This is a genomic window from Synergistaceae bacterium (genome assembly GCA_012521675.1).
GTDB lineage: Bacteria > Synergistota > Synergistia > Synergistales > Aminobacteriaceae > JAAYLU01.
Genome location: JAAYLU010000027.1, coordinates 1 through 12,685 on the forward strand (window position 1 = coordinate 1; position 12,685 = coordinate 12,685).

General features: G+C 63.3%; 11 protein-coding genes. 4 read left to right on the top strand and 7 right to left on the bottom strand.

Annotated elements, in window-relative coordinates:
* The 6 genes from GX181_03270 to GX181_03295 form a co-directional block, all read right to left on the bottom strand.
* The coding region (locus GX181_03270) for a methyl-accepting chemotaxis protein (protein ID NLM70968.1) at positions 1-1,191 on the bottom strand (1,191 nt) is incomplete at its 3' end.
* Positions 1,192-1,454: 263 nt separating this feature from the next.
* Entirely contained in the window at positions 1,455-3,479 is a 2,025-nt protein-coding gene (locus GX181_03275) for an Hsp70 family protein (GenBank protein NLM70969.1), read from the bottom strand.
* Positions 3,476-4,546 (bottom strand): hypothetical protein, encoded by a 1,071-nt coding sequence (locus tag GX181_03280; GenBank protein NLM70970.1) that lies wholly within the window; start codon positions 4,544-4,546, stop codon positions 3,476-3,478. The genes GX181_03275 and GX181_03280 overlap by 4 nt, the downstream gene beginning before the upstream one ends.
* 29 nt (positions 4,547-4,575) lie before the next feature.
* Positions 4,576-4,998: a C_GCAxxG_C_C family protein gene (locus GX181_03285; protein ID NLM70971.1), complete on the bottom strand. Its 423-nt coding sequence runs from the start codon at positions 4,996-4,998 to the stop codon at positions 4,576-4,578.
* A gap of 142 nt (positions 4,999-5,140) precedes the next feature.
* Positions 5,141-5,356, bottom strand: coding sequence for a hypothetical protein (locus tag GX181_03290; protein NLM70972.1), 216 nt, complete (start codon positions 5,354-5,356; stop codon positions 5,141-5,143).
* A 101-nt stretch (positions 5,357-5,457) separates the two neighbouring features.
* On the bottom strand, positions 5,458-7,149 hold the full coding sequence (locus GX181_03295; GenBank protein NLM70973.1) for a methyl-accepting chemotaxis protein: 1,692 nt from the start codon (positions 7,147-7,149) through the stop codon (positions 5,458-5,460).
* Between the two features lie 287 nt (positions 7,150-7,436).
* Here GX181_03295 and GX181_03300 point away from each other — a divergent pair, with 287 nt between their 5' ends.
* The 4 genes from GX181_03300 to GX181_03315 are packed head-to-tail and all read left to right on the top strand — an operon-like array spanning position 7,437 to position 11,153.
* Entirely contained in the window at positions 7,437-8,042 is a 606-nt protein-coding gene (locus tag GX181_03300) for a TetR/AcrR family transcriptional regulator (GenBank protein NLM70974.1), read from the top strand.
* On the top strand, positions 8,039-9,223 hold the full coding sequence (locus GX181_03305) for an efflux RND transporter periplasmic adaptor subunit (protein NLM70975.1): 1,185 nt from the start codon (positions 8,039-8,041) through the stop codon (positions 9,221-9,223). The genes GX181_03300 and GX181_03305 overlap by 4 nt, the downstream gene beginning before the upstream one ends.
* Complete coding sequence (locus GX181_03310; protein ID NLM70976.1) at positions 9,220-10,410, top strand: ABC transporter permease; 1,191 nt, start codon at positions 9,220-9,222, stop codon at positions 10,408-10,410. Before GX181_03305 ends, GX181_03310 begins: the two co-directional genes overlap by 4 nt.
* A gap of 5 nt (positions 10,411-10,415) precedes the next feature.
* Positions 10,416-11,153, top strand: coding sequence for an ABC transporter ATP-binding protein (locus GX181_03315; GenBank protein NLM70977.1), 738 nt, complete (start codon positions 10,416-10,418; stop codon positions 11,151-11,153).
* 134 nt (positions 11,154-11,287) lie between these two features.
* Here the strand turns inward: GX181_03315 and GX181_03320 are convergent, their stop codons facing one another.
* Positions 11,288-12,640: an NAD(P)/FAD-dependent oxidoreductase gene (locus GX181_03320; protein ID NLM70978.1), complete on the bottom strand. Its 1,353-nt coding sequence runs from the start codon at positions 12,638-12,640 to the stop codon at positions 11,288-11,290.
* Positions 12,641-12,685: the final 45 nt, after the last annotated feature.

Below are 12,685 nucleotides of genomic sequence, written 5' to 3' on the forward strand. Positions count from 1 at the left end.
GGCGACGAAGTTCTGTATCTCGCGCGCCCTGTCTCCGAGGACCCTGACCTCCTTCGCTGACTCCTCGGCGTTGACCGCTGCCTTCTTGGTGCTAGCCACGGCCCTTCCTATGGCCTTCACTCCGTCCTCTCCGGCCGTGCGGGCCTGGTCGACCTCTGCCGCCATGTCGGTGCTCTTCTGCGCGGATGACTGTGCGCCGCTTGCCACCTCCTCGACCGATGCGGTTATCTCCTCGGTTGCTGCGGCCAAATTCTCCATCTGGGACGATACGTCGTCTGCGCCCGCGCGGGACTCCTCGACCCCGGCGTTGGCCTCCTGCGCCAGGGCGGAGAACTCCTCCGCGGTCTCGCCGAGCCTATTCGCATCTCCCAGGATGTTCATGATAAACTCGCTCATCGCCCTCTCGATTGCGATGGTGCACTCCACCATCTCGGCTATCTCGTTCTTCCTGTAGTTCGTCAGCCAGGCCTTGGATGAGTCGAAGGTCACGTCCAGTTCGGCTATCTTGCGAAGGATGTCCATGACAGCACTCAGAGGCCGAACTATCGCCCTCTCGGTGAGGTACCCTGTCATGAGGCCGATCAGAATTGCTGCAATTGCTGTAATCAGAAGCAAACGCAAGGCCGCGCCTATGTGCCTCTCGCTCTCCTCGTTGGCCTCCGCGGCGGACTTTACGCAGTAGGCGGATAGGTCCACCAAGCCGTCGTTAAAGGCGTCCAGAGGCGCCTCGGCCGTCTCTACGTAGAGCCTGTACGCCTCCTCGTCGCGGTTCTGCTTCAGCAGCTTCATCACCTCGTCCGTGGCCCGACGATACTCGGCGAGATGGGAGTTGGTCTCCGCCAGCCGCTTGGACTCGTACTCGTCCAGATCCGCGTCGGCGTAGTTCTTCAGGTTTTCGTTGTTCAAAATCCTACGCCTCTCGATATCCTGCATGAGGGCATTATCCTCTGCCTCGTCCTGGGTGAGCATCATGAACAGCAGGTTACCCCGTATGACGTTGACGTTGGCCCTTGCGTCGTTCATCCACTGGATGGGGAGCAGCCCTCTCTCGTACATCATCCCCAGGTCCTCCCCGGCTGCGATCAGGCGCGTGTAGCCCACCCACGAGGCGATCGCGGTGAAAAGACAGAGCAGAATAGTGAGGAAGACTAGGCGCTTCCTGATTGTGAGGTTTCGATAAAAACTCATCATGCTGTATCACTCCTTGTATGGTTTTCTCCGTTGTCAAAAAGCATTACCGGAATAAGCAGTCCTTGACATGCGATAATGACCGTCGAAGTCAAAGAGGCTGCCGTCCGTAGGGCAAGACTGTGCGGATAGGGTGCCGCCAGCGCGGGCAACGCCCACCGTGAAACCGTTGCCGCGGTATTATATATGAGGGGGAAAACTTGATCAAGGAAAAAATATGACAAGAAAAGAATTGTGAGGGAATGTGATGGCGCGGCGGCGGACGCCTAAAAGCTGTTGACCTCGTTGAGGGCCTTTATCTCCTCCATGACGAGGTCGCGTATATGATCGTCCATCGCCTGTTTCTGGGGGGCGAAACGGCGCTTGAGGTTGTCGCTCAGGGCTTCTTCGAGGCTTTTTTCCAGGGACGCGATCCGTCTGTCGCTCATCAGCAGGGAGGCGACCATGGGAGGGAGGTTTATCCTCTCCGAGATCTCCTTGAGCTGATCCCTGCTGTAGCGCAGCAACACCCAGCCGGCGGTCGCGCCGAGCAGGGCGCCGGTGAACAGGCCGATCGGGCCCGTCGTGATGAGGGCCGCGCCGGATCCACCGCAGAGCATGGCGGCTCCGGCGGCTAGGAAGCTGCCCACCGCCGTTCCGATGACGTCGAGCATTCCGTCGGCGGCGGGGGTCCTGACCCGAAGCAGAGGCTCGGCAAGCTGCTCGGGGAAGGCTATCTTCACCTCGTTCCACGGGAATGCGATGCCGTGTGAGGTGAACCATTCGGTCATAAGCCCTTTGACCTCCTCCTGCAGCACATCGAGGAAGTGGTCTACGACGTGGGCCAGGTGCGCCCGGGCTACCGGCTCGGCCGACGTGGTCCTCTGGTCGACTCGGATCTGAAGCGCCGCGAGAGAGCCTCCCAGCTCGCGAAACTCCATCAGCAGCGGCACTATCTCCCCCCGGAAGAAGATGTCGATGGTCACGGACGCGAGGCGTCTCTCCACGTGCTTGAGGATTTTTGCCGTCAGGGCGCTGAGCTTGACATCTATGAAACTCTGCAGTTCGCTCTGCAGGGCGTTGCGGGCTGCGGTGAAGCGCTCCTTGAGCGCGGGCAGCAACGATATGCCCAGCGCGATCACCGCGTAGGGGCGGTCGCTGCGCACGATGGAGTCCTGTTCGCGGGGGGGGATCTCCGAGTTTAGCACCTCCTTGACGAAGGGCCACTGGCTGCTTCCTCCGGCGAGGATTATCACGGATATGCGCTCGCGGTCGATTTTTCCGCTTCGGAGGCCGAGCAGGAGCCTGCTTCTGAACCAGTCGAACAGGTCTATCTCCCTGCCGGGGAGGGGCGCGTCCCCCTCCTGTGCCAGAAAGTTGTAGGGCGAGGAGTGCCCCCGTCCGCGGAGATCCGGGACTACTCCCTTGGAATGCCGAATGAAGGTCCTTGAGGGGCAGTACTGAGCACCTCTGCGGAGGAACTCGCTCCAGGTCATGTTCTCGATCTTGCCGTATTCGACGAACCTCTTGGAGATCTTCTCGCTTCTGTCGCGAGTCATGGAGCGGGAGAAAAACTCCTTCAGCTCGCGGCAGAGGTTGGTCAGCACGTAGTAGGAGGTCCCCCGCGACTCCAGTTCAGACTCCAGCGACGGGTTCTGGTCGCAGAGCCACTGGAAGAAGAGGTCGTCGAACAGGCGTCCGCCGAGCAGCATGTCCCCCCAGGAGTGGACGACCCGACCCCGCTCCAGAAAGGCGAAGTCGCAGGTACCGCCTCCGAAGTCCACGACCAGTACCCCGCCCAGGGCCGCGTCCACCGAGATGTCGCGCTGTTTCATGTGGTAGAGGAGCGCTCCCTTGGGCTCGTCCACGAGGTGGAGCACGCCGAATCCCGCTATCTCCCCAGTCTGCTGCAGGGCAGCGCGAAACTGGGCGCTCGCCTCGCTCGGGACCCCGAAGAGTACGCGGCGTCTGAGCGGATCCAGGTCTATCCGCTGTTTTCTTGCCTCGGAGAGCAGGGCCACAAGGAAGTCGACCGCGGCCGTCCTTGCCTCCTCGGAGCGGGCCAGGTCCGCCTTGAAGTTGGTCACCAACCTGTAGGAGCTGCGCTCCCTGGTGGTGGACTCGCCGAACTCGTCGAGGGCCGTCTGTCCGATGAGCGGAATCCGGCCCTTGCGGTAGAGGATGGCGGACGGGATTCCGTCCCTGCCGTCTCCGAAGTCGATGCTTATCGGGGAGGGGTCGTGCGCGGGGCATTTGGATAAGTAGGTTTTGGTGGTACCGAAATCCACTCCCAGCACAGAGAGACCGTTCATCTACGCCTCACCTTTCGAACAAGCCCCTTGGCCAAAAGGCGACCATCTTTGAACAGCGGGTTTCTCTCGACTCGGACCGCGTCGCCCGGGTCGATCGCGCCGAATGTCGCGTACTCCTCCGCCGAGTCCTCGTTCCAGATGAATACGGAGGCCGGGCTCTTGCCGGAGAAGCCGAAGTTCCTCACCGCGGTCGCCAGCTCCGCGACGCCCGCGGGCAGGTCGTCCTTCGGGGTTTCTTCAAGCGAGAGTATGATGGAGGCGAGCAGGGAGACGGCCTCGTCGTCACCGCTCCTGAAGGGGGCGGACTGAGACGCGGCCAGGAGAGCGACGCGCGACGCGCCCTCCGCCCAGGCCTCGAAGGTCCTTCTAGCGGACTCTTCGTGCTGCCTTCTGTCGAAGTGGACCTCGCGCCTCCCCAGGAACAACAGCAAAAGAGCGAGCAGGGGGGCGAGCAGCAGTGCCGTGAAAGAGCCCTTGTCGGAGCGCAGCCGTCCCCAGCCCGCGCGGAAGGGGCGACCGCCCAGCAGTTTGACGACCTCTCCCGCCGCGGACAGGCCCAGCAGGGCGGAGAGAGACAGGAGCAGGGCGCGACTGTTGGCTAGGCCCAGTGTCAGCGCCACTCCCAGCATGGCGCCGCCGGGGGCGCCTATGAAGACGCCGGAGGGGCGGTTGTCGAGCATGAACCACGTCACGAACGGCATCAGGGCCATCCCGGCGAGGGCGCCGAGGGCCGCGCCGGTCGCGATTCTGACGGGAGGGACCTCTGACTTGGTCTCCGGTGCGGGGAGGACGAGGGGAGGGAGGCGTTCCTCCATGCGCAGCAGCATGATTGATCGGCGGGCGGCCGGCAAGGGCTCGTCCAAGGCCTTGTCCAGCAGGGAGGGAAGGAGTATCTCCGAGGCGGCCGCCTCTGCCTTTCGGACGGCGACCTCCACTTCGCTCGCGCACGGGACCTCTCCGAGCGGAAGGTGGGAGAAGTAGACGCGCATGCCCATGTCCACCGCGCGTCGCCTGCATTCCTCTTCCTTTTTAAGTGTGATGACGGGCGTCCTTCTCCTGATGCCCATTCCGCACCCCCCGCTGAAAACTACGTCGCTTAATGAGTCTCCTTCTTCACTTTGTCGATTATGCGCACAGCCTCCTCGGTCGCGAACCTTGTGAAATCCGCGCACCTGTCTCGAAGCCCCTTCTCCTCGAAGACGGCCATCCCCTCCGGGGTGCCGAGATCGCATCCGAGCAGCAGATGACAGTCGCGAGCTCCGAACTTGGCCTCGAAGGCCTCTACCAGGCAGCGAGTGGCACTCCTTGCAGTGTCAGGCGAGTCGCCCGGCTTCCTTCGCCCGAACGCCAGCCCGATCGCGAGCACGGCGCCGGTCAGAGCGCCGCAGGCACCGCATGTCCTGCCCATACCTCCGCACAGTCCGGTGGCTATCCTCGGCATGAGGTCCGATTCGATCCCCTGTACTCCGGCCAGGGCCATCAGGGAGCTCTCGGCGCAGCCAAGGCCGGACAGGAACATGCGAACCGCATCTTCGCCCACCTCGGGCGCCGACGCGGGTTTAAACGTAGTGTCGTCCATCTCTACCTCCCGTACCGAAGCGTGTGTATGACGCTTTTGTTTCAGAACAATAGCATGAATCGACACGCCCCGCAAGAATCGCCTACTTGAAGAACGGGATCAAAGTGCGCTTTTCGCTGATCCACTGGATGGCCAGAGAGTCGGTCCAGGATTTTGAAGGGTTCAGTACAAGGTCCAGCGCGACCGCGAGGATGACTATTCCGACGCAGATAAGCACGGTTAAAACCAGAAGGCGTATCTGCCTGACCAGGGTCGAATCTCTCTCTCTCTTCTTCGACTTGCCCTTTCCTTCGGTCATGATGCTCATCTCCCTTTACGCGCCTCATATCTCGCGCGTAGTAAAAAAGGAGAGGCGCACCGCGCGTCTCTCCTTCGTGCCTTTCACCCTTTGTCCCGTCCTCAGACCTTGAACTGGCCGAGCTTGCTCTCCATCTCCTCCATGCCCTCCAGCAATGTTCCCGCCTGCGCCGTCACCGACTCGAAAGCCTGCCGGGCATCCCTCGCGGCCCTGTTGATGCCCTCTATGCTCGCGACTATGTCGGACGTCCCCTGGGAGATGCTGTTCACAGCCTCCACCATCTCTATGTTGGACAAAGACTGGTTTCGCGCCAAGTCGGACACGGTGTTCAGCTCCTTGTCCATCGACTCGAGCTCGTCCATGCTGGCCTTGAGCGTCTTTTGAAGCAGCTCGGTCTTCTCCACCACCGAGTGGAGTGTCTCCTCCTCCTCCTCCGTGGCCTTGATCGACTCTCCGGCATACCCTGAGAGGGACTCCATCAGGCTGGAGATCTGCATGGCGGCCCTGTTGGATTCCTCGGCCAGCTTGCGCACCTCGTCGGCTACCACTGCGAAGCCTCGCCCGGCCTCGCCCGCCCGGGCGGCCTCGATGGCGGCGTTCAGAGCAAGCAGGTTGGTCTGGTCGGCGAAGCCGGTGATGGCGCCGACGAACCCGGCTATGGAGTCCACCGCCTCGGCGAGGGCGGACATCTTGGCCCTGTTCTCCTTGGAGAGGGCGCTGACTGTGTTTATGTCGGTCACCGTCTCCTCCATCCTCTGAGCCACTTCTTTTGTGAACTCGAAAGTCTTGGCCGACGACTCCACGCACTCCCCGGCAGCCTTGGCCATCGCCAGCGCCGTGGCGGCCATCTCGCTGATGGCTGCGTTGGTCTGCTCGACGGAGGCCGCGTTGGACTCCGACAGGGCGACTATCTGCTGCACGGCCTCGGCGACCTGCTCGATGGAGTCCATGGACTCCTCCGAGAGGTTCGACATGGTGCGCGTCTCGTCCCCGACTCCCCGTGCGATGCCGATAACGTCCTTTACCAAGGTCGCCAGCTTCTCTATGAACTGGTTCATTGATGCGCCCAGGTGGCCGACCTCGTCCTCTGTCCTAGTCTCTATGCTGACCGTCAGGTCGCCCTCCCCCTCGCCAAGGTCGCGGACGACGTCCGTCATCTTCCTGAGGGGCGCGACCACCCTCAGCAGCATGATAACGGTGAGAATCATGACCACGACGGCGATCGCGAACGCCATAAGGGATATCCGCCGGCCTATGGCCTTCTGCGAGGCGTCCGCCTCCTTGGAGAAGGATTCGATCAGTTCGTCCCTGGTCCTCTCGCTGGCCTTGGTGAGCTCCGCGAGGTAGGTGGTATCAAGCCCGACCTCGACCGATCCTATTTTCTTGCCGGCGCGCATGATGTCTGCCGTGAACGGCCTTGTCAGCTCGTTCTCCAGCTTCTCCCCGGCCATGGGGGAGTCGCTGTCGTCGTAGATGACGGCGTACGCCACGTTCGGCACGGTGAGCATGTCCGCGGCGTAGTCCCTGAGAGATTCCTCGTTGAAGTCCCAGAGGGGCGTCGCCGAGATCGAGGCGAGGTAGCCCGACATCGCCTCTCCGTAGCCTTGAGCGCTGCGCTCGTCGTTGGCATTCTTGTTCTCGATGTCGTCGTTGAGCATCTTCACCGCGACCTCTTCTACCGAGCAGGACATGGTGAACACCCCCCGTTGCGCCAGGAAAGCCAGAGAACCGGCCAGCACCACCAAGCCTGCCGCGATAAGCAAGCCGAGCTTTGCGACTATGCTTTTTGACATGTGAATTACCTCCTCAACAGTGGTCGAATTGAATTCAATCATAGACAACGATCGACCTACGCCAAGTCGTCCCCTTGAAAGAGGCGTACAGCAATCAAGTCGCGCGTCGCGAAAAGAAAGGTGTTTTCCTCATCATATTCATTATTTCTTGTTCGATATATATAGGATACAACTAAATCTTCGCCATAGCAACCTTTGCAGGTCAAGAAGAAAAAAGGAATTGACATCCCGCAATTTACCGTATAAGATAGTAATCAATTACTATCTTTGGAGAGAGGGGAATGGTTATGGCCAAGGGAAGAGGACTGCCCGCGGAGGAGCGGAGGGCTATGATAGTGGATGCCGTGCTGGAGCTGTCGTCTGAGCGAGACCCGGCGGAGATCACTACTGCGGCGATAGCGGAGCGCGTGGGGGTGACCCAGGGGGCGCTCTTCAGGCATTTCCCCAACAAGGAGTCGGTGTGGAGCGCGGCGCTGGAGAGGGTGGCCGGCATGATGCTGTCCGCTGTCGAGGGAAGCGTGAAGCGGACCGCATCGCCGCTTGAGGGGCTGGAGGCGGCTTTCTTTGCCACGGTTCGATTCGCGACTTCGCACCCGGGTGCGCCGCGCCTGCTGCTGAGCGAGCTGAGGCGCGGCGGCGAGGGGGAGGCGTCTCTTGTGGCTCGCTCGATGATGTTGCGCTACACGGGTTTGCTTAGGGAGCTGATAGACGAGGGCCTGGAGCGGGGGGAGATCCGCTCGGACGTTCAGCCGGACGCTGTGGCTCACTTCCTGGTCGGTGCAGTGCAGGGGCTTGCCATACAGTCGCTTATAGGCGGGGACGTGGGGATGGCGGTGCGCAACGCGCCAGGGGCCTTCGAGATATTTAGAAGAGGGGTGGAGGTGAGATCATGAGAGCAGGCTCGGTTAAGGGGAGGACTCTGCTGCTCGCGTTCTTCGCGGCGGGACTCGTGGGGCTTCTGGCATACGTGATGGCAAATTCCGGGCCTCTTGCGCGCTTCCCTGTGACGGTGCAGGAGGTCGGCATCGGCACCGTGTCGCCGGCCCTGTACGGCATAGGCGTGGTGGAGGCTCGTTCGATCCACAAGATCGGCGCGTCGTCCACGGGCAGGCTTACGATGCTCGAGGTTCAGCCGGGAGACCTGGTCACGGCGGGGCAGCTCCTGGGCGAGATCTCGCCGATCGATCTGGACGACAGGATAGAGGCCCAGCGCTCTTCGGTGAGGAGGTTGGAGTCCCTGGTGTCGGCGGCCGGGGCAAGGGTGGAGGAGACCGCTGCAAGGAAGAAGTACGCCGAGGCCCAGTCCACCAGGTATGACAACCTCCTTAAGTCCGACGCGGTCAGCGTTGAGGCGGCTGACGCCAAGAGGCAGGAGCGCCAGGTGACGGCGGCGGCGTGGGCATCGGCGAGGTCGGACGCGGAGGCCGCCCGTTCTGAGCTTACACGGGCGAAGGCGGAGCTTGACGGGATGCAGGCAAGGCGGGAGGATCTCAAGGTTTTCTCCCCGGTGGACGGGCTTGTGGCCGCTCGCGATGCCGAGCCGGGCGACGTGGTGGCCGCGGGACAGGCGTTCCTGCGGGTTGCGGACCTTGCGGAGCTGCGCGTGTCGGCCAGGTTCGACCAGTCCGGCGCGGAGGGGCTGGAGGCGGGGCTGCCCGCGGAGATCGTGGTGCGCTCGCGGCCCGGGGAGGTCTTCGCCGGGCGGATGCTGAGAGTAGAGCCGATGGCGGACTCGGTTACGGAGGAGATAACCGCCAAGGTGGTGTTCGAGGCCCTTCCGCCTTCTTTACCTCCTCTAGGCGAGCTGGCGGAGGTCACTGTGCACCTGCCCGAGTCGCCGGAGGGGCCGGTTGTCCCGGACGCGGCGCTGCGTCTTCACGAGGGCCGGCTGGGCGTATGGATTATGGCCGACGGATCGGTATCGTTCAGGCCGGTGTCGGCGGGCAGGCGCGACCTGGACGGCAGAGTTCGCGTCCTTGAGGGGCTGGAGCCCGGCGAGCGCGTGGTGGTCTACAGCGCCAGGGCTCTGAAGCCGGGAAGCAGGGTGAAGGCAACGGAGGGGTGGGAAAGATGATCAGCCTGGCCGGCAGGGACATACTGCACGGATGGGGAAAGTTCGTGCTCACCAGCGTGGGGCTCGGTCTGCTCATCGGGGTGACCCTGACTATGGGCGGGGTCTACCGCGGGATGGTGGACGACGCCAGGGTCCTGCTGGACAACAGCGGCGCCGACCTGTGGATAGTGCAGAAGGACACTCTCGGCCCCTACGCGGAACCGTCCAGCATCTACGACGATCTGCTGCGCAGCGTGCTGACCGTGCCGGGGGTGGAGAGAGCCGCCAACGTCACCTACCTGACCACCCAGGTGAGGCGCGGCGACGAGGACACGAGGGTGATGGTCGCGGGGATCGACCCGCACGACCCGGCCGCGCCCGGTCGTCCCGGGTACCTGGTCGCGGGGCGGCACATTTCGCGCGGGCACTACGAGGCTGTCGCCGACGAGGCGTCCGGCTTCCGCCTCGGGGACGAGATACGCATCCGCAGGAACCTTTACAGGGTTGTGGGGATCACGAGGCGCATGGTCTCATCCGGGGGGGACCCGATGGTCTTCATACCGCTGAAAGACGCACAGGAAGCCCAGTTCATGAAGGACAACGACGCCATCCTTCAGCAGAGGAGGCGGACCGAGGCGAACCCGGCGTTCAACGGGCCGGGCTCGCTGGAGGGCGTGATAGCCTCGCAGAGCGCCAATCCCTACGTGAACGCGGTGCTCGCGAGAGTCCGGCCGGGGACCGATCCGGAGGTTGCAGCGTCGCACATCCGCAGGTGGCTGCGACACGAGGTCTACACCAGGGAGCAGATGGAGGATATTATGCTGGGCAAGCTGATCGCCACGTCGTCAAAGCAGATCGCGATGCTGCTGGTGATTCTTGCGGTGGTCAGCGCGGCGATCGTCGCGTTCATCATCTACACTCTCACCCTCGGCAAGATCCGCGAGATAGCGGTGCTCAAGCTGATCGGCACCAGGAACCGCACGATAATCGGGATGATCCTGCAGCAGGCGCTGGCGCTCGGCGCCTTGGGTTTCGCGATAGGGGAGATCTCGGCCACCTTCTGGGGACCGGCCTTTCCGAAGTACGTGCTGCTGGAGCCGAGGGACGCCTTGACCGGCTTTGTATCGGTGATGGCTATGTGCTCCTTCGCCAGCCTGATCGCGATACGTGTCGCGGTGGGCGTCGACCCGGCGGAGGCCATAGGGTAGCGGCCATGGGAAGGCTCGACGGAATAAGGATAGAGGGGCTGAGGAAGCGCTACGGCGCGGGGGACACGGCGGTGGACGCTCTCAAGGGTGTGGACATGGAGGTGGCGCCGGGAGAGGTGGTGGGGCTGATCGGGCCGTCCGGCTCGGGCAAGAGCACCCTGCTGAAGTGCCTGGGAGCGGTGATAGAGCCGACGGGGGGCAGGATGACCCTCGACGGGACGCCGATCTACGACGACGGGTGGAAGATCCGCGACCTGAGTGCGCTCAGGAGGGACAGCATAGGGTTCGTCTTCCAGGCGCCCTACCTGATCCCGTTCTTGAACGCTTTGGACAATGTGGCCCTGGTCCCGATGCTGGCCGGGTATTCCGACGGCGACTCCCGCAGGAGGGCCGCGGAGCTGCTGGAGGCGCTGGGCGTCTCGCACAGGGCTGAGGCGATGCCGTCGCAACTGTCGGGGGGCGAGCAGCAGAGGGTGGCGATAGCAAGGGCGCTGGCCAACAGGCCGCCGGTGATACTGGCGGACGAACCCACCGCGCCTCTAGACAGCGAGCGAGCTCTGTCGGTGATCGGCATTCTGAACTCGATGGCGCGCCAGTACGAGACGGCGGTGATAGTGGTCACCCACGACGAGAAGATCATCCCGACCTTCCGCAGGATCTACAGGATCCGCGACGGGAGGACGGTTGAGGAGGCCGGCGAGGGGAGGCCGGTTCAGAGCGCAGACATAGCGAGCCAGGAGTGACAAAAGTTGCCGGGCGGTGGATGACGATTTCCTGCCATCCCGAGGAACCCGCCTCCAACCCGAGATCCCTCGCGTTCGCTCGGGCGGCATGTTTCTGGCCGCCTTCCCCAGCGCTCGGGATGATAGCGAAATCCCTACCTCTCCACTATCCTCCTGCAGGCGTCTCTGAGGCACTCGCTTAGGGTGGGGTGGGAGTGGACGGCGTTGGCTACGTCGTCGGCGGTCATGCGTTTTGCCACCGCCAGTGTCGCCTCTCCCAGCACCGACGCGGCCTCGGGGCCCATGATGTGGATTCCGAGCAGCACTCTGTCCTCGGCGCGGGCTACCACCTTGACGAAGCCGTCGCCTGCGCCCATGGCCAGCGCCATGCCGTTGGCGGCGAAGTAGGCCCTGGCGGTGACTATCTCCAGGCCTCGCGCCTTTGCCTCCTCCTCGGTGAGGCCGACTGTGCCTATCTCGGGGTCGATGAATACGCAGGCGGGGACGGCATCCGGGTCTACCCGGTAGACGCCGCCCGTCATGTCCTCTACCGCGGCCTGGGCGTGGTACTCGGCCAGGTGGGCCAGCATGGCGCCGCCGGTGCAGTCGCCTATGGCCCAGACTCCGTCGACGGAGGTCCTCATGGCCTCGTCGACCGCAATCGCGCCCCTCTCGACGCGGACGGGGCTGTCCTCCAGGCCGAAGCCGTCTAGTATGGGGGTCATGCTGGACGCGACGAGCAGCCGGTCGCACCTCTCCTCGAAGGGCTCGTCCTTCGTGGTCCCTCGGATCAGAAGGCCGTCGCCGTCGGGGATCGCCTCGGAGAGCCTGACGTAGTCGCTCATGGGCACGCCGCGCTTTTTAAGCGTCTGGATGACCTTCTTCTTCAGGTCGTTGTCCAGCCGCCTTAGCACCTGGTCGGAGTGCTTTAGCAGGATGACTCTTTTGCCCAGCTCCTGCAGCATCATGAGCATCTCGATCGCTATGACGCCCGCGCCAAGCACCGCGACAACGCCGACGTCTCTGTTGCGCTCCGGATCCCATAGCTGCGGGTCGACTATCGCGTGGTCGCCGGTGAGGACCTGCGGCAGGTCGTTGCCCTGGAAGCCCGGCACCACGGACCTGGCGCCGGTGGCGAGAAGCAGTCTCTTTGCGGTTATCTCCTCCTCGCTGTCGTCGGACCGAACGGTGATCTTTTTCTCGCCCTCCCACCGGGTCACCAGGGCGGCGCCCCGATATGTCTTGACCTTGGCCATGCGAAGCTCGGTGGCCGATCCCTGGCGCAGCTTGCCGACGACGGACTCCAGCCGCTCCCACAGGCCCGCTCGCTCGCCCCTGCCGCCGATTATGTGCGAGTAGAGAGCCTTGGTCGGGATGCATCCCCGGTTGAGGCAGACTCCGCCCAGCCGATCCTTCTCTATCAGCGCTACTCTCATCCCCCTGCGCGACGCGAGGGCGGCCGCCCTCATGCCGCCGGGGCCCCCGCCTATGACTGCCAGATCGTACATGTTCAATCTCCTTCCCATGATAAAAAAGGGGGGCGAGAGGCCCCC